19 protein-coding genes are annotated in these 23,789 nt (G+C 55.5%); 6 read left to right on the forward strand and 13 right to left on the reverse strand.

The features are described 5' to 3' along the window. Positions 1 to 6 precede the first annotated feature (6 nt). Both nagA and nagB read right to left on the reverse strand, forming a co-directional pair. A complete protein-coding gene (gene nagA / locus UTO39_RS08220) occupies positions 7 to 1,155 on the reverse strand; it encodes an N-acetylglucosamine-6-phosphate deacetylase (RefSeq protein WP_266178527.1) in 1,149 nt (382 codons plus the stop codon). A gap of 55 nt (positions 1,156 to 1,210) precedes the next feature. Beyond that, the gene (gene nagB, locus UTO39_RS08225; protein WP_320726929.1) at positions 1,211 to 2,011 is read right to left on the reverse strand and encodes a glucosamine-6-phosphate deaminase; all 801 of its coding nucleotides are present in this window, start codon (positions 2,009 to 2,011) and stop codon (positions 1,211 to 1,213) included. A gap of 326 nt (positions 2,012 to 2,337) precedes the next feature. Between nagB and nagE the strand changes: the two genes are divergently transcribed. The 4 genes from nagE to chiQ all read left to right on the forward strand — a co-directional run bounded on the left by nagE (position 2,338) and on the right by chiQ (position 8,424). Further along, entirely contained in the window at positions 2,338 to 4,359 is a 2,022-nt protein-coding gene (gene nagE / locus UTO39_RS08230; RefSeq protein WP_320726930.1) for an N-acetylglucosamine-specific PTS transporter subunit IIBC, read from the forward strand. 179 nt (positions 4,360 to 4,538) lie between these two features. Next, positions 4,539 to 6,206, forward strand: a complete 1,668-nt coding sequence (gene glnS, locus UTO39_RS08235) for a glutamine--tRNA ligase (protein ID WP_320726931.1) — start codon at positions 4,539 to 4,541, stop codon at positions 6,204 to 6,206. Between the two features lie 446 nt (positions 6,207 to 6,652). After that, on the forward strand, positions 6,653 to 8,050 hold the full coding sequence (chiP, locus tag UTO39_RS08245; RefSeq protein ID WP_028012359.1) for a chitoporin ChiP: 1,398 nt from the start codon (positions 6,653 to 6,655) through the stop codon (positions 8,048 to 8,050). A 47-nt stretch (positions 8,051 to 8,097) separates the two neighbouring features. Then, the gene (chiQ, locus tag UTO39_RS08250; protein WP_061099693.1) at positions 8,098 to 8,424 is read left to right on the forward strand and encodes a ChiQ/YbfN family lipoprotein; all 327 of its coding nucleotides are present in this window, start codon (positions 8,098 to 8,100) and stop codon (positions 8,422 to 8,424) included. 92 nt (positions 8,425 to 8,516) lie between these two features. Here the strand turns inward: chiQ and fur are convergent, their stop codons facing one another. The 4 genes from fur to ybfF form a co-directional block, all read right to left on the reverse strand. Further along, a complete protein-coding gene (gene fur / locus UTO39_RS08255) occupies positions 8,517 to 8,963 on the reverse strand; it encodes a ferric iron uptake transcriptional regulator (RefSeq protein ID WP_028012361.1) in 447 nt (148 codons plus the stop codon). Between the two features lie 289 nt (positions 8,964 to 9,252). Then, a complete protein-coding gene (gene fldA / locus UTO39_RS08260; RefSeq protein ID WP_061098867.1) occupies positions 9,253 to 9,783 on the reverse strand; it encodes a flavodoxin FldA in 531 nt (176 codons plus the stop codon). A gap of 155 nt (positions 9,784 to 9,938) precedes the next feature. Next, positions 9,939 to 10,226 carry a LexA regulated protein gene (gene ybfE, locus UTO39_RS08265; RefSeq protein ID WP_061098866.1) on the reverse strand — a complete coding sequence of 96 codons (288 nt, stop codon included), beginning with the start codon at positions 10,224 to 10,226 and terminating at the stop codon, positions 9,939 to 9,941. 128 nt (positions 10,227 to 10,354) lie between these two features. Next, positions 10,355 to 11,128 (reverse strand): esterase, encoded by a 774-nt coding sequence (gene ybfF, locus UTO39_RS08270; RefSeq protein ID WP_320726932.1) that lies wholly within the window; start codon positions 11,126 to 11,128, stop codon positions 10,355 to 10,357. A gap of 183 nt (positions 11,129 to 11,311) precedes the next feature. On the opposite strand from ybfF, the gene seqA reads away from it, so the two are divergent. Further along, a complete protein-coding gene (gene seqA, locus UTO39_RS08275; protein WP_028012363.1) occupies positions 11,312 to 11,860 on the forward strand; it encodes a replication initiation negative regulator SeqA in 549 nt (182 codons plus the stop codon). Between the two features lie 24 nt (positions 11,861 to 11,884). Further along, complete coding sequence (gene pgm / locus UTO39_RS08280) at positions 11,885 to 13,525, forward strand: phosphoglucomutase (alpha-D-glucose-1,6-bisphosphate-dependent) (RefSeq protein ID WP_028012364.1); 1,641 nt, start codon at positions 11,885 to 11,887, stop codon at positions 13,523 to 13,525. A gap of 104 nt (positions 13,526 to 13,629) precedes the next feature. Here the strand turns inward: pgm and potE are convergent, their stop codons facing one another. From potE to kdpB, 7 genes are all read right to left on the reverse strand, one after another. Continuing rightward, positions 13,630 to 14,943: a putrescine-ornithine antiporter gene (gene potE, locus UTO39_RS08285; RefSeq protein ID WP_320726933.1), complete on the reverse strand. Its 1,314-nt coding sequence runs from the start codon at positions 14,941 to 14,943 to the stop codon at positions 13,630 to 13,632. Continuing rightward, positions 14,940 to 17,138, reverse strand: a complete 2,199-nt coding sequence (gene speF / locus UTO39_RS08290; protein WP_320726934.1) for an ornithine decarboxylase SpeF — start codon at positions 17,136 to 17,138, stop codon at positions 14,940 to 14,942. The genes potE and speF overlap by 4 nt, the downstream gene beginning before the upstream one ends. Before the next feature lie 254 nt (positions 17,139 to 17,392). Further along, positions 17,393 to 17,497: a leader peptide SpeFL gene (gene speFL / locus UTO39_RS08295; RefSeq protein ID WP_003858645.1), complete on the reverse strand. Its 105-nt coding sequence runs from the start codon at positions 17,495 to 17,497 to the stop codon at positions 17,393 to 17,395. 278 nt (positions 17,498 to 17,775) lie between these two features. Next, positions 17,776 to 18,453: a two-component system response regulator KdpE gene (gene kdpE, locus UTO39_RS08300; RefSeq protein WP_008501074.1), complete on the reverse strand. Its 678-nt coding sequence runs from the start codon at positions 18,451 to 18,453 to the stop codon at positions 17,776 to 17,778. Further along, positions 18,450 to 21,137: a two-component system sensor histidine kinase KdpD gene (gene kdpD, locus UTO39_RS08305; RefSeq protein ID WP_320726935.1), complete on the reverse strand. Its 2,688-nt coding sequence runs from the start codon at positions 21,135 to 21,137 to the stop codon at positions 18,450 to 18,452. Before kdpD ends, kdpE begins: the two co-directional genes overlap by 4 nt. Continuing rightward, the gene (kdpC, locus tag UTO39_RS08310) at positions 21,138 to 21,713 is read right to left on the reverse strand and encodes a potassium-transporting ATPase subunit KdpC (RefSeq protein WP_061098861.1); all 576 of its coding nucleotides are present in this window, start codon (positions 21,711 to 21,713) and stop codon (positions 21,138 to 21,140) included. Positions 21,714 to 21,725: 12 nt separating this feature from the next. Next, positions 21,726 to 23,774, reverse strand: a complete 2,049-nt coding sequence (kdpB, locus tag UTO39_RS08315) for a potassium-transporting ATPase subunit KdpB (RefSeq protein WP_320726936.1) — start codon at positions 23,772 to 23,774, stop codon at positions 21,726 to 21,728. Between the last annotated feature and the right edge of the window lie 15 nt (positions 23,775 to 23,789).

A 23,789-nucleotide genomic window follows, 5' to 3' on the forward strand; every position in this document is an offset into this window, starting at 1 on the left:
TTTTACTTACTCAGTGACGACCTCGTTACCATTAACGATGGTCTTAATAATTTTATAATCGTGTGTGAATGCCGTCAGGTTTGCAACCATACCTGGTGCAATTCCGCCGAGCTGTTTATCCACGCCTATGGCGCGAGCCGGATAAAGGGTGGCCATACGCAGGACTTCATCAAGCGCAATCCCGCAATGTTCAACCAGGTTACGCACCCCTTCAATCATGGTTAAAGAGGAGCCACTCAGCGTACCGTTTTCATCCACACACAGTCCATTGCGGTAGTATATTGTTTTACCGGCAAAAATGAACTGCTCAATATTTGCACCTGCTGGCGCGGTGGCATCGGTGACCAGGCAGAGCTTGTCGCCTTTCAGCCGCTTGGCGTTGCGAATGTTGGTGTAATCAACGTGCATGCCATCAGCGATAATGCCGCAGTAGACGTCTGGTTCGTCGAAAATCGCCCCGACCAGACCCGGTTCACGGCCGGTAATATACGGCATGGCGTTGTAAAGGTGCGTGGCAAAGGTAATACCCGCGCGGAAGCCCGCTTTGGCTTCTTTCAGCGTGGCGTTTGAGTGGCCTGCTGAAACCACAATCCCGGCGGCAGCCAGTTTGCTGATGACATCCGTACCGGTCATTTCAGGCGCCAGCGTCACTTTGGTGATGACATCAGCGTTGGCACACATGTAGTCGACCAGTTCTGCATCCGGCTTGCGCACGTAATCCGGGTTATGCGTGCCTTTCTTCACTATGTTCAGCCACGGCCCTTCAAGGTGCAGACCCAGCGCCTGGTTCGGGTATTTGGCCAGGTATTCGCGCATCACGCGGATACCCTGTTTCATCAGGTCATCACTGCTGGTGATGAGCGTCGGCAGATAGCTGGTGCAGCCTGATTTCTCGTTAGCTTTCTGCATGATTTCCAGCGTTTCAACCGTCACCGCCTCGGCGGTATCATTGAACTGCACACCGCCGCAGCCGTTCAGCTGTACGTCGATGAAACCGGGGGAGATTACTGCTCCATTGAGTGAGCGCTGTTCAATCTCCGGCGGCAGCTCTGCCAGCGGACAAACACGTTCAATCAGGCCATTGGCGATAACAATCGCATGGTCATCCAGAATTTCATGGCCGGTATAAATCCGACCGTGGGTTAAAGCGTACATAACGACCCCCGGTTAAAAAAAGCGGCCGCCTCTTATGGAAGAGGCGGTTATTCAATTACAGACCTTTGATGTTCTCTGCTTCTAACTCGTTGAAGTATTTCAGCGTTTTCACCTTCAGTTCCATCGTGGACGGTTCGTCGCAGACAATGACTGATTTTGGATGCAGCTGCAGGCAGCTGATGGTCCACATGTGGTTAACGTTGCCTTCAACGGCAGCCTGGAGCGCCTGCGCTTTCACGCCGCCCAGCACCAGAATCATCACTTCTTCGGCATCCAGCAGGGTGCCTACGCCAACGGTCAGGGCGTATTTTGGAACCTGGTTCACGTCACCGTCAAAGAAGCGGGAGTTTGCCACGCGGGTGTCATGGGTCAGCGTTTTAATGCGAGTACGGGAAGCCAGAGAAGAGGCTGGTTCGTTGAACGCAATATGACCATCGTTGCCCACGCCACCCATGAACAGGTGGATTTTACCGTAAGAACGGATTTTTTCTTCGTACTGACGGCATTCTGCGTCAATATCAGGCGCATTTCCATTCAGCAGGTTAATATTTTCAGCTGGGATATCAACGTGATCAAAGAAATTGCGGTGCATGAAGCTATGGTAGCTTTCTGGATGCTCTTTTGGCAGGCCAACATATTCGTCCATGTTGAAGGTCACAACATGTTTAAAGCTAACCTGGCCCGCTTTGTGCATTTCAACAAGCGCTTTGTACGCGGTCAGTGGAGTACCACCGGTTGGAAGGCCAAGAACGAAGGGACGATCGGCAGTAGGGTTGAAGGCATTAATACGGTTAACGATATGGCGAGCGGCCCATTTACCGACTTGTTCAGCAGTTGCCAGGGGAATCAGTCTCATTGTTCACCTCAAAGTTTAAGTAGAAGAGTGGGCGGATGGGTATCGGAACCTGATGCTTAAGCGTAACCTGGAACCTTTCAGGCCGGATCAATCCGTCTCGATTTTTTGAATGATAAAATAAGTTTTGGCTGTTAGCCAGTGAAAGGGAGGGTTAATTACGATATTTGGTGACAAAAATCACAAAAAATGGGTGTTTAATTTGCGATACGAATTAATTTTTCACACACTCACAATGCCAGTGAATCATCAACTGTATTAATAGTTAGTGACACAATAAAAACACAGCAGAGAACGTGCCTGAAACGGGGTCTCATAGGGGGAAGAAAGTGAGTATTCTAGGTTATTTACAGAAGGTTGGCCGCGCGCTTATGGTGCCGGTCGCCACGCTGCCGGCGGCAGCGATATTAATGGGTGTCGGTTACTGGATTGACCCGGTAGGCTGGGGTGGAGACAACGCATTAGCGGCGTTCTTCATTAAATCCGGTTCCGCCATCATCGACAACATGTCCGTGCTGTTTGCCATTGGTGTGGCTTACGGTATGTCCAAAGATAAAGACGGTGCTGCGGCGCTGACCGGTTTCGTGGGCTTCCTGGTGCTGACCACGCTCTGTTCTCCGGCTGCGGTTTCCATGATCCAGAAGATCCCGGCGGACCAGGTTCCAGCCGCGTTCGGTAAGATCAGCAACCAGTTCGTGGGTATTCTCGTCGGTATTATCTCTGCGGAACTGTACAACCGCTTCAGCAGCGTTGAGCTGCCAAAAGCGCTGTCTTTCTTCAGCGGTCGCCGTCTGGTGCCAATCCTGACCTCATTTGTGATGATCTTCGTTGCGTTCATCCTGATGTACATCTGGCCGGTTATCTTCGACGGTCTGGTGAACTTCGGTGAACACATTCAGAAGCTGGGTTCCGTCGGTGCGGGCGTGTACGCGTTCTTCAACCGTCTGCTGATCCCGGTCGGTCTGCACCACGCGCTGAACTCCGTATTCTGGTTCGACGTTGCCGGTATTAACGATATTCCTAACTTCCTGGGTGGCGCACAGTCCATCGAAGCAGGTAAAGCGGTGGTAGGTATCACCGGTCGTTACCAGGCGGGCTTCTTCCCAATCATGATGTTCGGCCTGCCGGGTGCAGCGCTGGCTATCTACCACTGCGCGCGCCCTGAAAACAAAGCGAAAGTGCTGGGTATCATGATGGCAGGAGCGTTCGCTGCCTTCTTCACCGGTATCACCGAGCCGCTGGAATTCTCCTTCATGTTTGTTGCGCCGGTTCTGTATGTGATCCACGCTGTGCTGACCGGTATCTCCGTGTTCATCGCTGCAAGCATGCAGTGGATTGCCGGTTTCGGCTTCAGCGCCGGCCTGGTGGATATGGTGCTGTCGTCCCGTAACCCGCTGGCGACCCACTGGTGGATGCTGATCCCACAAGGTCTGGTGTTCTTCGTTATCTACTACGTGGTGTTCCGCTTCACCATCACCAAATTCAACCTGATGACCCCGGGTCGCGAGCTGGCTGTGGCCGGTAGCGAAGCGGATGGTCAGGATGTGAACGTGAGCGGCGGTCAGGAGCAGGACGTTTCTGGCCTGGCGCGTCAGTACATCGCCGCTGTGGGTGGTTCTGACAACCTGACCGGTATCGACGCCTGTATCACTCGTCTGCGTCTGAACGTGAAAGACTCCTCTCTGGTGAACGAAGCGCTGGCAAAACGTCTGGGTGCTTCTGGCGTTATCCGCCTGAACAAAACCAGCGTGCAGATTATCGTTGGCTTCGTGGCTGAGAAAATTGCCAACGCCATGAAAACCACCGGCCCGGTAGCCGCAGCAGAAGCTTCTGCCGCACCTGCCGCTGCGCCATCGGCTGCAAAACCGCAGGCGGTGCCAAACGCGGTGACCATCGCTGCGCTGGTTTCTCCTGTCACCGGTGAAGTGGTTGCGCTTGAGCAGGTGCCTGACGAAGCGTTCGCCAGCAAAGCGGTCGGTGACGGCGTGGCGGTGAAACCAACGGACAAAACCGTTGTATCTCCTGCGGCCGGTACCATCGTGAAAATCTTCAACACCAACCACGCGTTCTGCCTCGAAACCGAAAAAGGCGCGGAGATCGTTGTCCATATGGGTATCGATACCGTTGCGCTGAACGGTCAGGGCTTTACTCGCCTGGTGGAAGAGGGTGCCGAAGTGGTGGCTGGTCAGCCGATTCTGGAAATGGATCTGGACTTCCTGAACGCCAACGCGCGCTCGATGATTAGCCCGGTCGTGTGCAGCAACATCGACGACTTTAGCGGTCTGGTTCTCCAGGCAAAAGATCAGGTGGTTGCGGGTCAAACACCACTGTACGAGATTAAAGGCAAATAATCGCTCCTGAGTAGAGTCATGCCTTAAGCGGCGGGGGATATCCTCCGCCGCTTTTTTTTGCAGCAAACGCCCCCATTATTTTCATCTGATACGTATTTTCCGTAACTAAGGGTTGTCACTACGACCGGCTTATAAGATCATACGCCGTTATACGTTGTTTACGCTTTGAGGAATCCACGATGAGTGAGGCAGAAGCCCGCCCGAGTAACTTTATTCGTCAGATCATCGATGAAGATCTGGCCAGTGGTAAGCACACCACGGTACATACGCGTTTCCCGCCGGAGCCGAACGGCTACCTGCACATTGGTCACGCGAAATCGATCTGCCTGAACTTTGGCATTGCGCAAGATTACCAGGGGCAGTGCAACCTGCGTTTCGATGACACCAACCCAGTAAAAGAAGACATCGAATACGTTGAGTCCATTAAAAACGACGTGCAATGGCTGGGCTTCAACTGGTCTGGCGATATCTGCTACTCCTCTGACTATTTTGATCAGCTGTATGCCTACGCGGTGGAGCTGATCGGCAAAGGCCTGGCATACGTCGACGAGCTATCTGCTGACGAAATTCGCGAGTATCGCGGTACGCTGACCGCGCCGGGTAAAAATAGCCCGTTCCGCGACCGCAGCGTGGAAGAGAACCTGGCGCTGTTTGAAAAAATGCGTGCCGGTGGCTTCGAAGAAGGCAAAGCGTGCCTGCGTGCCAAAATCGACATGGCATCGCCGTTTATCGTGATGCGCGATCCGGTGCTGTACCGCATTAAGTTCGCAGAACACCACCAGACCGGCAACAAGTGGTGCATCTACCCGATGTACGACTTCACCCACTGTATCAGCGATGCGCTGGAAGGCATTACGCACTCGCTGTGTACGCTGGAGTTCCAGGACAACCGTCGTCTGTACGACTGGGTGCTGGATAACATCACCATTCCTGTGCACCCGCGTCAGTACGAGTTCTCTCGTCTGAACCTGGAATACACCGTGATGTCCAAGCGTAAGCTGAACCTGCTGGTGACCGATAAGCACGTTGAAGGCTGGGACGATCCGCGGATGCCAACCATCTCTGGTCTGCGCCGTCGCGGTTATACTGCCGCCTCTATTCGCGAGTTCTGCAAACGTATCGGCGTGACCAAGCAGGACAACACCATCGAAATGGCGTCTCTGGAATCCTGCATTCGTGAAGATCTCAACGAAAACGCCCCGCGCGCGATGGCCGTTATCGATCCGGTGAAACTGGTTATCGAAAACTACCCGCAGGGTGGAAGCGAGCTGGTTTCCATGCCTAACCATCCGAACAAACCGGAAATGGGAAGCCGCGACGTGCCGTTCAGCGGTGAAATCTGGATCGACCGTGCTGACTTCCGTGAAGAAGCCAATAAGCAGTACAAGCGTCTGGTGTTGGGTAAAGAAGTTCGTCTGCGTAACGCCTACGTCATTAAAGCCGAGCGCGTAGAGAAAGATGCAGAAGGTAACATCACCACCATCTTCTGTTCGTACGACGCAGAGACGCTGAGCAAAGATCCGGCTGATGGCCGCAAGGTGAAAGGCGTGATCCACTGGGTGAGCGCTTCCCACGCGCTACCGGTAGAAATTCGTCTGTACGATCGTCTGTTTAGCGTGCCTAACCCGGGCGCGGCTGAAGACTTCCTGGCGACGATCAACCCGGAATCTTTGGTGATCAAGCAGGGTTATGCGGAGCCATCGCTGAAAGCCGCTGAAGCGGGCAAAGCGTTCCAGTTCGAGCGTGAAGGTTACTTCTGCCTGGACAGCCGTTACAGCACAGCAGAAAAGCCGGTATTTAACCGTACCGTAGGTCTGCGTGATACCTGGACGAAGATCGGCGAATAATAACGCTGCACTGGTCAATGAGAAACAAACGCCGCTTATAGCGGCGTTTTTTTGTTTAATGATCATATCGTTAAAGTAGGCCCATAATTAGACCAGCTAAAAATTTAGGTCAATGTGGTGCTACTTATTTTTCTAAAAAAAGTTTGTCTGTTATATGAAATGGCGAATAAAGGAAAATACGGCTTTTTTAACGATATCATTCGCAGAAATTGCCTGTTTTACCCCCGTCATACCTCGCTTCCGGTTAAATGTTACAAAGCACTACCAATTATGTGCACTTCGTCATAATCCTGACTTTTGCCCACCGAAAAGCATTGATAATTCGCGTCGCGAAAAATAACCTAAAGACGGTAGTTAATTCGAGGGTATTTATAACTACCCCTGACCTTTGGTCTTTTCTATTTTCGCCGTTTAAGGCGCTTTAATTCGTCAAAGAGGAATAATCTATGCGTACGTTCAGTGGCAAACGTAGTGCGCTGGCGCTGGCTATTGCCGGTGTGACAGCAATGTCGGGCCTGGTGGTGACACCAGAGGCGAAAGCAGCAGGTTTCATCGAAGATTCTACCCTCACTGGCGGTATTTATTACTGGCAGCGTGAACGTGACCGTAAAGATGTCACAGAAGATAAATACAAAACCAACCTCTCTCACTCCACCTGGAACGCCAACCTGGACTTCCAGTCAGGCTACGCCGCCGATATGTTCGGTCTGGATATCGCCGCATTCACCGCAATTGAAATGGCTGAAAACGGCGACAGCGGCCACCCGAACGAAATTGCCTTCTCCTCCAGCAATAAAGCCTATGACGAAGACTGGTCCGGAGATAAAAGCGGTATCAGCCTTTATAAGGCCGCAGCGAAATTTAAATACGGCCCGGTGTGGGCGCGCGGGGGGTATATTCAGCCAACCGGCCAGACGCTGTTAGCGCCGCACTGGAGCTTTATGCCTGGTACCTATCAGGGGGCAGAAGCCGGGGCTAACTTTGACTACGGCGATGCAGGTGCGTTGAGCTTCTCCTATATGTGGACCAACGAGTACAAAGCGCCGTGGCACATTGAGATGGACAAGTTCTACCAGAACGATAAGAAAACCAAAGTCGATTACCTCCACTCGCTGGGCGCGAAGTACGACTTTAAAAACGATCTGGTTCTGGAAGCCGCATTTGGTCAGGCGGAAGGCTATATCGATCAGTACTTTGCAAAAGCCAGCTACAAATTTGATATCGCCGGTAGCCCGCTGAGCACCAGCTACCAGTTCTACGGTACGCGCGATAAGGTCAGCGATGGCAGCGTAAATGACATTTATAACGGCACCGCGTGGCTGCAGGCGCTGACCTTCGGCTACAAAGTAGGCCAGGTTGATTTGCGTCTGGAAGGAACGTGGGTGAAGGCGGAAGGGCAGCAGGGCTACTTCCTGCAGCGTATGACGCCGACCTATGCCTCATCCAACGGTCGTCTGGATATCTGGTGGGATAACCGCTCCGACTTCAACGCCGACGGCGAGAAAGCGGTCTTCTTCGGCGCTATGTATGACCTGAAAAACTGGAACCTGCCGGGCTGGGCGGTGGGCGCTTCTTACGCTTATGCCTGGGATGCAAAACCTGCTGATATGGCGACGCCGGATGCGTACTACGATCCAAACTATCGCCTGAAGGAGTCCTCCTACAGCCTGGATGCTATCTACACCCTGCAGGATGGCCGCGCGAAGGGCACGATGTTCAAGCTGCACTTCACCCAGTATGACAACCACTCCGATATCCCAAGCTATGCGGGCGGTTACGGCAACATCTTCCAGGATGAACGTGACGTCAAATTCATGGTTATCGCCCCATTCACCATCTTCTGATGAGCACACCGGCGGGCTGAGTCCCGCCGGTCTGGAGACTGCACATGATGAAAAAAATCGTAATCGTCGCGCTGATGGCATCAGGGCTGGTGGCGTGTGTTCAGACTCAGGCGCCGAAAGAGGACGCCCGTCTGAAGGAAGCGTATAGCGCCTGTATTAATACCGCGGAAGGATCGCCTGAGAAAATTGAAGCCTGCCAGAGCGTGCTAAATGTGCTGAAGAAAGATAAAGCGCATGAGGCGTTCGCAACGCAGGAGAATGTTCGCGTGATGGATTATCAGGCCTGTATCCAGGCACGTAAAACCGGTAACGATCAGGAAGTGGCGAAGCGTTGCGATAAGATCTGGGACGAGATACGCAATAACAACAAATAAGTTGTTTTACGCCCGGTGGCACTTTGCTTACCGGGCTTTTTTAATGCAAAAAAAAGCCAACCTTGCGGCTGGCTCAGAGTATGAACGCTAACTTATTTTGTGTCGTGAGCGTGTTCATTCTCGCGGCAGTCACCTTCAGCGCAGTGACCGTAAAGGTACAGGCTGTGGTTGGTCAGGCGAATGCCATGACGAGCTGCGATTTCACGCTGACGCGCTTCGATGGAATCATCGCTAAATTCAATGACCTTGCCGCAGTCGAGGCAGATCAGGTGATCGTGGTGATGCTGCTGGGTCAGTTCGAATACAGATTTACCGCCTTCGAAATTATGACGGGTAACAATGCCCGCGTCATCAAACTGGTTCAGCACGCGATATACGGTGGCCAGCCCAATCTCTTCACCCATGTCGATAAGACGTTTATAAAGGTCTTCCGCACTGACATGGTGATTGTCTGGACCCTGAAGCACTTCCAGGATTTTTAACCGAGGAAGCGTTACTTTCAGGCCAGCCTTCTTTAATGCGGTATTGTTGTCAGTCATGCGGAATCTGTCCTGTTGCTAAACGATTCACTTCTATAGGAAGTGACAGAAAATGCACCCGGGATAATGCGTCTCATTATAGAACTGCCATGCCTAAATGAAAACTGCAAGTCTCAGGCAAAGTATGCTTATAAAAACGTGGTATCACCAACAAACTTGCTCAATGGAAACCACATTTTACCAGGGAGACATTGTACAGGTCTGGGCGAAAAAGTTAAAAGTTTGTAGCAATTAATTTAATCGGTTTTACCTGGAAAACGGGCGCAACCTGCGTTGCGCCGTATAAAAATCAGGCGTTGAGAATAGCGTCCAGGTGCAGTTCTTCGCGGATCTGCTTAACCCACTTCTCTACGCGCTCTGCCGTCAGTTCTGGCTGACGGTCTTCGTCAATGGCAAGTCCGACAAAATGATCGTCATCGGCCAGGCCTTTAGAGGCTTCGAAGTGGTAACCGGCAGTCGGCCAGTGGCCAACAATAACCGCGCCATTAGGCTCAATGATGTCGCGAATCGTCCCCAGCGCATCACAGAAGTACTCTGCATAGTCTTCCTGATCGCCACAGCCAAACAGTGCGACCAGCTTACCGTTGAAGTCCACCTCTTCCAGCGTCGGGAAGAAATCGTCCCAGTCGCACTGGGCTTCACCGTAGTACCAGGTTGGAATACCCAGCAGCAGAATGTCATAGCCCTCGAGATCTTCTTTGCTGCTCTTGGCGATGTCATGCACATCAGCAACGTCTTTACCGAGCTGTTTCTGAATGTTTTTTGCGATATTTTCGGTATTGCCGGTATCACTGCCGAAGAAAATGCCGATGATTGCCATGAGTAAAATAACCTCTTGAAACTTAATGGTATGGTGGCGCAATTCGGCCACGGATAAGGGCAATAATAGCAGAACTGGCAACCTTGCGGAAACCGCTATCGCGCAGGACTGCACTCTGTGCTACATGAAAAGGGCGATAAAGGGGTTTTTCAGACTTATGCCTGGCTGCGTAGCGTCTCAAGTTGGGCGATGAGCATCTCTTCAATAAGCTCGCTGCGGCTGATATGACGCGCCTCTGCCAGCTCGTTAAGCGCATCGACAGCGTCGGCGTTGAGCTTCAGTTCGACACGCTTAAGCCCACGATTTTTATCGCGTTTAAGCTGATTGCGTTTATTGATACGCAGCTGTTCATCGCGCGAAAGCGGATTCGTTTTCGGTCGTCCCGGTCGACGCTCATTCGCGAACAGATCTAGTGTCGTACGGTCCGTTTGTTCTTTGGCCATGATTATGAGACTTCGGGGGAAACACGCCGCCCTGCTAAAGCCCGGGCGATAAGCGCGCCATCATACATCACCAAAAACGGCACGCCAACGACTGGAAGCCCGCAGCCTTCCAGTCGCTCTCTTTTTAATCAATTTGCAGTATCAGCGAGATAGCGGCGAATGGCGCGCAGTACAGCATCCGGTTTTTCCGCATGCACCCAGTGCCCGGCACCGGCAATCACGTGGGCGCGCGCCTGCGGGAATTGTGCCAGCAGCGTGTCGCGGTAGGCGTCGGTTATATAAGGAGAGTTACCGCCGCGAATAAAGAGGGTAGGGTGCGGCCAGGCGGGGACGGTTTCCCAGCCCACGATGTTGTTGTACTGGTCCCACAGCACCGGCACGTTAAAACGCCATTGCCCGTCAACAAACGATTTCAAAAGGAACTGCACCACGCCTTCTTCATCAAGATATTCACGCATAACCGCTGCCGCCTGCTGACGTGTGGAAACGCCAGCTTCGGTTACCGCATTGATCGCCGCGAAAATCTCATCGTGACGGCGAACGTCGTAGTTCACGGGCGCAACGTCAATCACGACAAGTCCGGAAATTCGCTCTGGCGCCAGCGCGGTGAGCGCCATAACCGCTTTACCGCCCATTGAATGCCCTATGAGGGTCACCTTTTGCAGGTTGTGCGCGTCCAGCGTATCCAGCAGATCCTGCGCCATTGCCGCATAGGTCATTTCGTCTGAGCGGCCGGAAAGCCCGTGGTTGCGCATATCGACCTGCAAAATATCGCGATCGGTAACCAAATCGCGGGCCAGCACGCCGAGGTTATCCAGGCTGCCAAAAAGCCCATGAACCAGCACGATGGGGGAATTATTGTTCGGCGATTGTGCAGTTTGCGCTCGGGTATTCAATTTCATGGCAAAGTTCTTTTTTTACGTATGTCAGGTTAGGGTATCATGTTGACCATTCTGCCGCCCGGCTGCAAGGTTCCAGTTTAATCTGACTTTTGCCGCCAACCTGGTTTGACGCTATCCGCTGTTGGGATTTGACCTTATAATCCCAATGACTTGTATTCAGATAAGATATCGCACTGGATTAAGATGAAAACAATCGAAGTTGATGACGAACTCTATCAGTATATTGCCAGCCAGACGCGGCATATCGGGGAGAGCGCGTCCGACATTTTACGGCGCATGCTTAAAATTTCCGCCGCTTCACAGCCTGCCACCCCAGTTACCAAAGATGTCGTGTCTCAGCCGAGCGTTGCTGCACAAGCAAAACCTGCCGTGACGCCGGTAAAAGATAAAGTACGCGCGATGCGCGAGCTGCTGCTGTCCGACGAATATGCGGAGCAGAAAAAGGCGGTCAACCGTTTTATGCTGGTGCTGTCTACACTTTACTCCCTGGATAACAAAGCGTTTGCTGAAGCGACCGAGTCGCTGCACGGCCGTACCCGCGTCTATTTCGCGGGCGACGAGCAGACGCTGCTGCAAAATGGCAATCAAACCAAACCTAAACATGTCCCTGGCACCCCGTACTGGGTGATCACCAATACCAATACGGGCCGCAAGTGCAGCATGATTGAACACATCATGCAGTCCATGCAGTTCCCGGCGGAATTGATTGAAAAGGTTTGCGGTACAATTTAACCCTTGCATCATAAGGACCCGGTAATGGCAAATCACAGCCGTGCAGGCCAACCTGCACAACAAAGCGATTTGATTAACGTCGCTCAGCTGACCGCGCAGTATTACGTGCTGAAACCGGTCGTGGGCAACGCAGAACACGCAGTGAAGTTTGGTACATCTGGTCACCGCGGCAGCGCGGCGCGCCACAGCTTTAACGAACCGCACATTCTGGCCATTGCTCAGGCCATTGCGGAAGAGCGCGCTAAAAACGGCGTTACCGGTCCGTGCTACGTGGGCAAAGATACCCATGCGCTGTCTGAACCGGCATTTATTTCCGTGCTGGAAGTGCTGGCGGCGAACGGTGTGGACGTGATTGTTCAGGAGAACAATGGGTTTACTCCAACACCGGCGGTATCAAACGCGATCCTTGTGCACAATAAAAAAGGTGGCGCGCAGGCTGACGGTATCGTCATTACACCATCCCACAACCCGCCGGAAGACGGTGGTATCAAATACAACCCACCTAACGGCGGCCCGGCTGACACTAACGTCACCAAAGTGGTGGAAGATCGCGCAAACGCGCTGCTGGCCGACGGCCTGAAAGGCGTTAAACGTATTTCTCTTGATGAGGCGATGGCCTCCGGCCACGTGAAAGAGCAGGATCTGGTTCAGCCGTTCGTGGAAGGGCTGGCGGATATCGTCGATATGGCGGCGATTCAGAAAGCCGGCCTGAAGCTGGGCGTGGATCCGCTGGGCGGCTCCGGTATTGAGTACTGGAAGCGCATCGCCGAGCACTACAAGCTGGATCTGACCATCGTGAACGATCACGTCGATCAGACCTTCCGCTTTATGCACCTGGACAAAGACGGCGCGATCCGTATGGACTGCTCCTCCGAGTGCGCGATGGCGGGCCTGCTGGCGCTGCGCGATAAATTCGACCTGGCGTTTGCTAACGACCCGGACTATGACCGTCACGGCATCGTCACCCCTGCGGGGCTGATGAACCCAAACCACTATCTGGCTGTTGCGATCAACTATCTGTTCCAGCACCGTCCGCAGTGGGGCAAAGAGGTGGCAGTCGGTAAAACGCTGGTCTCTTCTGCGATGATCGACCGCGTGGTGGACGCGCTGGGCCGCAAGCTGGTGGAAGTGCCGGTGGGCTTCAAGTGGTTCGTTGACGGTCTGCACGACGGCAGCTTTGGCTTCGGCGGCGAAGAGAGCGCGGGCGCGTCCTTCCTGCGTTTCGACGGCACCCCATGGTCGACCGATAAAGACGGCATCATCATGTGCCTGCTGGCGGCGGAGATTACCGCTGTTACCGGCAAGAACCCGCAGGAACACTACAACGAGCTGGCGGCACGCTTTGGTGCGCCAAGCTATAACCGTATCCAGGCTGGCGCGACCTCTGCGCAGAAAGCTGCCCTGTCCAAACTCTCCCCGGAGATGGTCAGCGCAAGCACCCTGGCAGGCGATCCGATCACCGCGCGTCTGACGGCGGCACCGGGTAACGGTGCGTCTATCGGCGGACTGAAAGTGATGACCGAAAACGGCTGGTTCGCCGCGCGTCCGTCCGGTACGGAAGATGCGTACAAAATCTATTGTGAAAGCTTCCTCGGCGCTGAGCACCGTCAGCAGATTGAGAAAGAAGCGGTAGAGATTGTCAGCGAAGTGCTGAAAAACGCATAAGTTGTATTCTGGTGCGGGCTGATGCCCTCACCCCGGCCCTCTCCCACAGGGAGAGGGAGAAAACAATAAAGACGGCAGCCCAAGGGCTGCCGTCTTGCTTTTACCTAGCTATGCTTATTCTTCAATTCAAATCTCGGCGACACCAGACCGTACAGCGTCCAGCCCATAAAGGTCACCATCGCCCCGTACAGCATCGCCTCCTGGCCGGATGAGTAGAGCGCATAGAAACTGTATATCGCCCCAACCAGCGCCACGATATTCGCGACTCGCGCTTTGTGCGGATCCACCTTCGCCACCTTCTGAATGATCACCAGTGCCGCCATAGACAGAATATATGGAATGATGTTCGTCACCACCGCCAGGTTGACCAGCACGTTGAACTGGCTGTTCAGCGACGGGCTGATGGTCATCAGCGACAATCCGCTCTGGAAGATAACAATTGCCAGCATACCCTGCACCGGCGCATCCGCTTTGGTCACGTGGGAGAAGATTTTCGGGAAATAGCCTTCGTCAGCCGAGGATTTAAACACCTGTGCAATGGTGAACTGCCAGCCAAGCAGCGAGCCGCAGCAGGACATCACCATCAGCCCCATAATCACCTTCCCGACTTCCGGCGTAAACATCTGCGCAAAGGCCAGTCCGAACGGAGCCGTGGAGTTAGCCAGATCCATGTTTGGCACGATGCCCGCAATCACGTTGGTTGAAACGATATAGATCACCGCCGCGCCCAGCGTCCCGCCGAGGACCGCAATCGGCACGTTCTTCTCCGGGTTTTCCACCACTTCCGCGTTCGCGCAGGCGGATTCCAGGCCCAGGAAAGCCCAGAGCGTCATGGCGATAGACGAGCCCACTGCGGTAAAGAACGGCACGTGATGCGGGTTCCAGGAGTTGGCGTACAGCGTCGGGCTAAACCAGAACCAGCCGATAATGCACAGGCCGACAACCGGAATAATCACGCCCCAGACGGTGATGCTGGAGAGCTGCCCGGTGATGCGCGCGCCGCCAAAGTTCGCCACGGTGCAGATCCACAGCACCCCGATGGTTGCCAGCCCAATTTGCACCGGGCTGAGCGTCGTGCCAAACAGCTCCGTGCCGTAACCCACGGCGGAAATGGCAATCGCCACGTTGGCGATCAGCAGCGACACGCCGTAGGTGTAGTTCGCCATAAAGTTGCCGGACTTGCCGAAGGCGTACTCGGCATAGCCGCCCATCCCGCCTGACTTACGGCTGAACATCCCGCACTTGGCAAACGCCCATGCCAGCGCCATCGATCCGACAGCCGTCACCAGCCAGGAGATGATAGAGATGGTTCCAACCTCGGCAAGCTTGGTGGGCAGCATAATAATCCCGGATCCCATCATGTTGACCATGGTGAGGATAGTCAGCTGCACCACGCCCATCTTATTGGACTTGCTCATAATTTTTCTCCTTTCAGCAGCGATGGCTGAGCGGCGGTTTGTTTGATGACGTAGCAGCGAACCTGTTTGCGACCGTCACACTCCTCGACGTACACGCCCTGCAGCTCCGGCGCGAAGCCCGGCAGCAGGTTGATGCCTTCTTCCAGCGCGGCAAAGTAGCGCAGCACGGAACCGCCCCAGACTTCCCCTGGGACCACGCACAGCACCCCCGGTGGGTAAGGGAGTGCGCCTTCGGCGGCGATGCGGCCTTCCGCGTCGCGCAGGGAGACCAGCTCAACTTCACCGCGCAGATAGGCGTAGTTCGCGTCCTGCGGGTTCATCATCACGCGCGGGAAGTGAGACTTGCGGAACATCTCTTTTTGCAGCTGCTTCACGTTGTGGCGGGCGTACAGGTCGTGCATCTCCTGGCAGATCTGACGCAGAGTGTAGCCCGCGTAACGTTCCGGATGCTGTTTATAGAGAGAAGGCAGGACGTCTTTCAGCGGAACATCGCTCTCGAGCAGTTTTTCGAAGCGCACCAGTTGCGCCACCAGCTGTTGCAGCTTGCCCATGTCCTCCGCAGGGGTGAGCAGGAACAGGATCGAGTTGAGGTCGCATTTTTCCGGTACGATGCCGTTTTCACGCAGGAAGTTGGCGAGAATGGTGGCGGGCACGCCGAAGTCGTCATATTCGCCGGTGCGGGCGTTAATGCCCGGCGTGGTCAGCAGCAGCTTGCACGGGTCGATAAAATACTGGTGCTCAGCGTAACCTTCAAAGGCGTGCCAGCGTTCACCCGGTACGAAATGGAAGAAGCGCAGATCGGTCGCAATCTCTGCCGTGTCCCAGCTTTCCCACGCGCGGCCATCCACCGTCTCCGGCACGAACGGACGAATAAACCGGCAGTTCTCCAGGATCAGCTTGCGCGCCTCAATGCCCGTCACCACGCAGTCCATCCACATGTTGCGGCCGCTTTGCCCTTCATGCATGCGGGCGTTAATGTCCAGCGCTGCAAACAGCGGATAAAACGGGCTGGTGGAGGCGTGCATCATAAAAGCATTGTTGAGCCGCTTATGTGGGACATAGCGCTGCTGGCCTTTGATATGGCTGTCCTTCTTGTGGATCTGCGAGGTCTGGGAGAAACCGGCCTGCTGTTTATGCACGGACTGGGTGACCAGAATCCCCGGATCGTTTTCGTTCAGCTCAAGCAGCAGCGGCGAGCAGTCGGCCATCATCGGGATAAACTGCTCGTAGCCCACCCAGGCCGAGTCAAACAGGATGTAATCACAGAGATGCCCAATCTTATCCACCACCTGACGAGCGTTATAGATGGTGCCGTCGTAGGTGCCCAGCTGGATCACCGCCAGACGGAACGGACGCGCATCGCGCGCGCGGTCCGGCGCCACCTCGGCGACCAGCTCGCGCAGATAACTTTCTTCAAAGCAGTGGGCGTCAATGCCGCCGATAAAGCCGTACGGGTTGCGCGCGGTTTCCAGATACACCGGGGTTGCCCCCGCCTGCAACAGCGCGCCGTGGTGGTTAGATTTGTGGTTATTACGGTCAAACAGCACCAGGTCGCCTGGGGTAAGCAGGGCGTTAAGCACCACTTTGTTGGATGACGAGGTACCGTTCAGCACGAAGTAGGTCTTATCGGCGTTAAAGACTTTTGCCGCATGCTGCTGGGCAATGCACGGTGCCCCTTCGTGGATCAGCAGATCTCCCATCGCCACGTCGGCGTTGCACAGGTCGGAGCGGAAAAGCGTTTCGCCAAAGAAATCGACAAACTGATTGCCGGCAGGATGACGGCGGAAAAACTGCCCGCCCTGATGCCCGGGGCAGTCAAACGCGGTGTTGCCCTGGTTTACGTAGTCGACGAGGGCCCGGAAAAACGGCGGGCGCAGCTGGGTTTCATACTTCTGCGCGGCCGCTTCCAGCTGGCGTCCGTAAAAGTCGTTGCTGGTGTCCGAATGTTCAAATACGCCGTGAATGCGTGATAAATAGTCTGCCGGGATGATCTCTTCTTTGTGCGTCGCGACAAATACGGGAATGCCAAAACCGGTGGCTTCTATTTCTTCCAGGATACCGCTGGCAATATCCGTCACCGACAGAACAATGGCGGCTACATCAATATAATCAGAAGCGCGGATATCCACCACTTCACGCTGGGTAGTAAAGCAGTCCGGGCATGCACGGCTGGCTGCGATTTTTAAACTTTTCATCTTTCTCTCTTTATTTTAGGTAATAAGCGTCCCTCGATTTCTTGCAAGAAAGAAATCGATAATTTTCCGGAAAAAAAGCAAAGGGTAGCCGCTGATTAAAATCAGTGAATTGCTTTTTTGATGATTGAAATTCAGTCCGCCCGGTGCGGATGAGTCTGAATCAAGATGAATGAGCGCACGAGTTCACAGGCAATTGCCTGTAAGATAAGGTATTTCAGGATAACCTGTAAGCGAGTGCGCCAGAAGTCGAAGGACTACCGGGCATTAAAGAGATGAAAGTCAAAGCAGTTTCGGTGGGCAAACATCATGATATGCGTTGTCCGCCTTATATGGGGCATTAAGCGATTGTTGTTTTCCATGTTTCATTTTCCTTTCAGTAATTGAAAGCATGGTCATTTTATCCAGGAAAAGGCGATTAACTGTGAAACAGATCACCATTAACCGATCATTACAGAAATAAATAGTCGTTTTTGATGAATATCGCAGATCAAAATTCTGATTTGTTGATATCACGTTAATGGATTGTGTTGTGAATGTTTGAAGTGAGCATAAATAATCCAAAAAATAACGATTGGGTTATTTATGAAATATTTTCTGAGGGGTTTCGTTTTTATTTAAAAATAAAATGAATAGTTATTCAAAGCATAAACCGATAGCCGATACCGGTTTCAGTTAATAAATGACGGGGGCGCGCGGGGTCAACTTCAAGTTTCTGGCGAAGATGTCCCATATATATGCGTAAATAGTGACTATGCTCCACCGCGTTGGGTCCCCACACCTGACTTAACAGCTGGCGCTGGGTGAGTACTTTGCCGTGATTATTAAGCAGCACGGCGAGCAGGCGAAACTCGATTGGCGTGAGATGGATTTCTTCTTCACCGCGCACAATGCGCCGCGCGGCCAGGTCAACCCGGATATCCCCAAACGTGTAGGTCGGGTCAGCAGGCGTGGTTGCGCTGTGGCGGCGCAGGGCCACGCGCAGGCGAGCCTGCAGCTCGCCGATACCAAAAGGTTTTATCAGATAGTCGTCCGCCCCGGCATCCAGTGCGGCGATTTTATCCGTCTCCTCAGTACGGGCGGAGAGCACCAGAATCGGCATCTGGCTCCACTGGCGCACCTCGCGAATAAAATCGATCCCGTCACCGTCCGGCAGGCCAAGATCGAGGATCACCAGGTCCGGCTTGCGGGTCGCGGCTTCAATTAACCCCCGCTGAAGCGTACCCGCATCATGAACGCGCAGACCATCGCCTTCCAGCGCAGCGCGCAGAAACCGGCTAATGGCGATCTCATCTTCAACAATCAGAACGTTGATCACAAATCCTCTGGTAATTCATTCAGTTCTGGCGGGGTTTCCAGAGGAAGTGTAACACAAAAACGCGCGCCGCCTTCCGGACGATTCTCCGCGAAAATGGTTCCGCCATGGACATCAATGATTGCCTGACAAATCGCCAGCCCCAGCCCCACGCCCGGGATGGCAGACTCCTTATTGCCGCGGGCGAATTTTTCGAAAATAGCCATCTCCTGTCCGGCAGGAATGCCCGGTCCGGTATCCCAGACGTCAAGACGAAGCGTGTCATCGTCCACCGTCGCATCCACGCCAATCCGGGCGCTGGCACCCGCATATTTGCCGGCGTTTTCCAGCAGGTTAATTAACACTCGTTCAAACAGCGGACCGTCGACGTGAATTAAGGTCAGCGGTTCCGGCATGTTCAGCGCAATATGCCGCCCACCGAGGCCGGGCTCGAGCATTTTCAGCGCGCTGCCCACCACCTCTTCGAGCGTGAGCCACTCTTTTTTAAGGTTAAAACCGCCTGACTGGATCCGCGCCATATCGAGCAGGTTATTCACCAGACGCGTGGTATTGAGCACGTGCTGGCGGATTTCGCTGGCCTGCATGGCGTGTTTTGAACCTTCCGCCGCCAGGTCCAGCGTCAGGATTTCCGACTGCCCAAACAGGACGGTAAGCGGCGTACGCAGGTCGTGGGAGAGCGCCGCCAGCAGCGAGTTTCGAATGCTTTCGCGCTCGCTTGCCAGCCGGGCTTGCTCTTCGCTGGCGGTAAGCGCCAGCCGCTCCAGCGCGCTGGCAACCAGCAGGGTGAAGGTCTCCAGCAGTCGCTGCTGTTCGGGGATCATCAGTTGGCGCAGATTGGAGGGCTCCACGATAACCAGCCCCTGATTTTTATCGGCACTGCGCAGGGGCAGGATTTGATAGGGCACGCCGGGCAAGGTGTCGGTCCCTGCACCCGCCGGTAGCCCTTTATCAAAGCTCCAGCGGGCGATGGCTTCGTCCCAGGGCGTCATGCCCGAGGCCGACGTCAGCGGGCGCAGCTTGCCGTGCTCGTCCGGGAGTAAAATCAGGTTGCTGGCATGAAACGTCGAGCGAATAAACTGCTCACTGGTCTGCACAATATCCAGCGGCGTGCGGCCCACCGCCAGCGATTTCGACATCTCATAAAGATGCCGCGTGCGCTGTTCGCGATAGCGGGCGATACGCGCCTGGTAGCGCACGCCAGCCGTTAAGTTCCCGATCACCAGCCCGACGGTCAGCATCACGGCGAAGGTGAGGATGTACTGTACGTCCGAAACCGCGAGCGTCCCGCGGGGGGCAATAAAGAACAGGTCGAAGCTGATAACGTTAATAACCGTCGCCAGTACCGACGGCCAGCGTCCGTAAAAGAGCGCCACCACCACCACGCCCAGCAGGTAGATCATCACCAGGTTGGCCGCATCAAAAGCAATCAGCCATTTGCTGGCGATAATGGTGATCAGGGCGCAGAGCACAACGGCGACAAAACAGCCGCGAAGCTGAATGCGCCATTTATCGCTGAAGGCACGGCTGTCCGGCGCTCGGCTGGGGAGGGGAGCGGGTTTATCATCCAGCGCCACGATCACCAGGTCCAGATCCGGCGCGCGGCGGGCCAGCTTGTCGGCGAAGGATTCGCGGCTAAACCGGCGGCGATGCTGGCGGCGGCCAATGACAATTTTCCCCAGGTTATGCTCCCGCGCGTAGCGCAGAATGGCCTTATCTTCCTGCGGATCGGAAAGGGTAGCGGTTTCGGCACCCAGCTCCTGCGCCAGGCGCAGCGAGCTCAGGATCGCGCGGCGCTGGTTTTCGGGCAGAGCGTGCAGCTGCGGCGTTTCGACATACACCGCATGCCAGACGCTGCCAAATTTGGCCGCCAGGCGAGCGGCGGTGCGGACCAGCTTTTCATTGCCGCTGCCGTGCCCCACACACAGCAGAATGGCATCCCGCGTATGCCAGACGCGCTCCTGTCCCTGCAGATCGCGCCAGGCTCGCATCTGATCGTCGACGCGATCGGCAGTACGCCGCAGGGCCAGCTCGCGCAGGGCAATCAGGTTACCTTTTCGGAAGAAATGTTCGATGGCGCGCTCGGCCTGGCCGGCAATATAAACCTTGCCTTCGTGCAGGCGCTGGCGCAAATCGTCAGGAGGCAGGTCAACCAGCACCACCTCATCGGCAGAATCAAAGAACGGGTCGGGAACCGTCTCCCGTACCTGAATGCCGGTCACGCCGCTTACCACGTCGTTCAGGCTTTCCAGATGCTGAACGTTAACCGTCGTGAATACATCGATGCCGGCTTCGAGCAGCTCTTCAACATCCTGCCAGCGCTTTGGATGACGCGAGCCCGGCGCATTGCTGTGCGCCAGTTCGTCCATCAGGATAAGGGCAGGGCGGCGGGCGAGGGCGGCGTCAATATCAAACTCCGTGACTAACCGACCGCGGTGGCTGATGCGGCGGGGCGGCTGGGTAGCCAGCCCCTTCAGCAGCGATGCCGTCTCTTTGCGTCCGTGGGTTTCGACCACGCCGATCAGAATATCGAGCCCCTGCGCCCGAAGTCGCTGGGCTTCTGTGAGCATGGCGAAGGTTTTCCCGACGCCCGCGCAGGCGCCAAAGAAAATTTTCAGTTTGCCGCGATGGGCTTCAGCCGTCTGTTCAAGCAGCCTGTCCGGATCCGGGCGCATGGGCTCGTCGGTCATTTAGTTTTTCCTTAGCGCGTCCAGCGCCAGATTCAGCTCAACAATATTTACCACGGGCATGCCGATGAAGCTGACCAGCGGCTTTTGCGTGTGCTCGGCCACCAGCTTGCTCACCTGTTCGACGGTCAGCTGACGGGCGGCGGCGACGCGCGGGATCTGCCAGGCCACTGCTGCCGGCGTCAGGCTGTAGTCCAGCCCGCTGGCCGAGGCGGTTACCAGCTCGACGGGCACTTCACGGCTGGCCTGCGGATTGGCGGCACGCAGGGCTGCCACGCGCTCAGCGACGGCTTTGTCCAGCTCCGGGTTGCTGCCCGCCAGGTTACTGCCGCCGGACGCCATCGGATTATACGGGCTTTCGGCGGTGGCGGAAGGGCGTCCCTGGAAGTAGCGGGCATCCGTAAAGTTCTGACCAATCAGGCGCGAACCGCGGTTTTCACCGTTTTGCATAATCAGCGAGCCGTTGGCCCGATCCTTAAACCACCACTGGCCCAGCGCGGTGGTCACCAGCGGGTACAGCCCGCCGGTAATGAGAGACAGCAGAATAAACAAAAGTATAGCGGGGCGTAACATCGTCATTTGATTCACCTTTTAAACCAGCCCGAACAGGGTCAACAGCAGGTCGATAGCCTTGATACCGATGAAAGGCACCACCAGCCCGCCCAGGCCGTAAATCCACAGGTTGCGGCGCAGCATGGCGGCCGCCGTGAGCGGCTTATAGCTCACGCCCTTCAGCGCCAGCGGGATCAGGAAGACAATAATCAGGGCGTTAAAGATCACCGCGCTCAGAATGGCCGATGCCGGAGAGTGCAGGTGCATCACGTTCAGCGCATTGAGCTGCGGATAGGTGGCCGCAAAGGCCGCCGGGATAATGGCGAAATACTTCGCCACGTCGTTGGCGATACTGAACGTGGTTAGCGAACCGCGCGTCATCAGCATCTGCTTGCCGATGTGCACCACCTCAATCAGCTTGGTCGGGTTAGAGTCGAGGTCGACCATGTTGCCCGCCTCTTTTGCCGCCTGGGTGCCGGAGTTCATCGCCACCGCCACGTCGGCCTGCGCCAGGGCAGGGGCATCGTTGGTGCCGTCGCCCGTCATCGCCACCAGACGACCTTCCGCCTGATACTGACGAATCAACGCCAGTTTCGCTTCCGGCGTGGCTTCGGAAAGGAAATCATCCACGCCCGCTTCGGCGGCAATCGCCGCGGCGGTAAGCCGGTTATCCCCGGTGATCATCACCGTTTTAATGCCCATTTTACGCAGCTGGGCAAAGCGCTCTTTGATGCCGCCTTTGACGATATCCTTCAGGGCAATCACGCCCAGCACGTTCGCGCCTTCTGCCACCACCAGCGGCGTGGCCCCCTGACGGGCTACGCTTTCGACCAGGTTGTCGACTTCTGGCGGGAAGTGGCCGTTGTTGGCCTCAATGTGGCGACGAATGGCGTCCACAGAGCCTTTACGGATCATGCGGTCCTGAATGTTAATCCCGCTCATTCGGGTTTGCGCCGTAAACGGCACGAAGGTGGCATGCAGGCTCTGAACGTCGCGCTGGCGCAGGTTAAAGCGCTGCTTGGCGAGGATCACGATACTGCGTCCTTCCGGGGTTTCATCGGCAAGCGAGGAGAGCTGCGCGGCATCCGCCAGCGTTTTTTCATCCACGCCCGGGGCGGGTAAGAAATCCGACGCCTGGCGGTTACCGAGGGTGATGGTCCCGGTTTTGTCCAGCAGCAGGACATCCACGTCACCGGCGGCTTCAACCGCGCGCCCGCTGGTGGCGATAACGTTAGCGCCGAGCATGCGGCTCATGCCGGCCACGCCGATGGCCGACAGCAGGCCGCCGATGGTGGTGGGGATCAGGCAGACCAGCAGCGCCACCAGCACGGTGATGGTGACCGGCGTGCCGCCATAGGCGGAAAATGGCCACAGCGTCGCGGTTGCCAGCAGGAAGACGATGGTCAAGGCCACCAGCAGAATGGTCAGGGCAATTTCGTTAGGTGTTTTACGGCGCTGAGCGCCTTCCACCATGGCGATCATCCGGTCGAGGAAGGTTTCGCCCGGGTTGACGCTGCACTGGATCACCAGCCAGTCGGAAAGAATGCGCGTGCCGCCCGTTACGGAGGCAAAATCGCCGCCGGATTCACGGATCACAGGCGCGGATTCCCCGGTAATGGCGCTTTCGTCTACCGATGCGCCACCTTCAATGACTTCTCCGTCGCACGGGATGATGTCGCCGGCTTCCACCAGCACCACATCGCCTTTACGCAGCTCATCCGCCGGAACGTGGTCCATCTGCGCGCCGTATTTCGGTTCACGTAATTTCCGCGCAAACGCCGTTTTTTTCACCCCTTTCAGGCTGTTGGCCTGCGCTTTACTCCGGCCCTCCGCCAGCGCTTCCGCAAAGTTGGCGAACAGCACGGTAAACCACAGCCACAGGCTGATGGCGCCGGTGAACATCGCGTTCCCCGGCATGTGGCCCGTCCCCATGGCAATCGCCAGGGCGGTAGTCAGGACGCTGCCCGCCCAGACGATAAACATCACCGGGTTGTGCCACTGCACGCGCGGGCTCAGCTTTTTGACCGCATCCATAAGCGCCTGACGAACTAACGTCGGTTCGAGCAGGGCCAGTTGTTTACGACTCATGACAAATACTCCGCA

Origin of the sequence: Enterobacter sp. 118C5 (assembly GCF_034107645.1) — a bacterium.
Taxonomy (GTDB): domain Bacteria; phylum Pseudomonadota; class Gammaproteobacteria; order Enterobacterales; family Enterobacteriaceae; genus Enterobacter; species Enterobacter nematophilus.

Bases quoted from the DNA above. Each gene is read 5' to 3' on its own strand.
- ybfE (WP_061098866.1), bottom strand. From the start codon at position 10,226: ATGGCCAAAGAACAAACGGACCGTACGACACTAGATCTGTTCGCGAAT.
- glnS (WP_320726931.1), top strand. From the start codon at position 4,539: ATGAGTGAGGCAGAAGCCCGCCCGAGTAACTTTATTCGTCAGATCATC.
- chiQ (WP_061099693.1), top strand. From the start codon at position 8,098: ATGAAAAAAATCGTAATCGTCGCGCTGATGGCATCAGGGCTGGTGGCG.
- pgm (WP_028012364.1), top strand. From the start codon at position 11,885: ATGGCAAATCACAGCCGTGCAGGCCAACCTGCACAACAAAGCGATTTG.
- nagA (WP_266178527.1), bottom strand. From the start codon at position 1,155: ATGTACGCTTTAACCCACGGTCGGATTTATACCGGCCATGAAATTCTG.
- fur (WP_028012361.1), bottom strand. From the start codon at position 8,963: ATGACTGACAACAATACCGCATTAAAGAAGGCTGGCCTGAAAGTAACG.
- speFL (WP_003858645.1), bottom strand. From the start codon at position 17,497: ATGGAAAACAACAATCGCTTAATGCCCCATATAAGGCGGACAACGCAT.
- speF (WP_320726934.1), bottom strand. From the start codon at position 17,138: ATGAAAAGTTTAAAAATCGCAGCCAGCCGTGCATGCCCGGACTGCTTT.
- fldA (WP_061098867.1), bottom strand. From the start codon at position 9,783: ATGGCAATCATCGGCATTTTCTTCGGCAGTGATACCGGCAATACCGAA.
- nagB (WP_320726929.1), bottom strand. From the start codon at position 2,011: ATGAGACTGATTCCCCTGGCAACTGCTGAACAAGTCGGTAAATGGGCC.
- seqA (WP_028012363.1), top strand. From the start codon at position 11,312: ATGAAAACAATCGAAGTTGATGACGAACTCTATCAGTATATTGCCAGC.
- kdpB (WP_320726936.1), bottom strand. From the start codon at position 23,774: ATGAGTCGTAAACAACTGGCCCTGCTCGAACCGACGTTAGTTCGTCAG.
- ybfF (WP_320726932.1), bottom strand. From the start codon at position 11,128: ATGAAATTGAATACCCGAGCGCAAACTGCACAATCGCCGAACAATAAT.
- kdpC (WP_061098861.1), bottom strand. From the start codon at position 21,713: ATGACGATGTTACGCCCCGCTATACTTTTGTTTATTCTGCTGTCTCTC.
- kdpD (WP_320726935.1), bottom strand. From the start codon at position 21,137: ATGACCGACGAGCCCATGCGCCCGGATCCGGACAGGCTGCTTGAACAG.
- potE (WP_320726933.1), bottom strand. From the start codon at position 14,943: ATGAGCAAGTCCAATAAGATGGGCGTGGTGCAGCTGACTATCCTCACC.
- chiP (WP_028012359.1), top strand. From the start codon at position 6,653: ATGCGTACGTTCAGTGGCAAACGTAGTGCGCTGGCGCTGGCTATTGCC.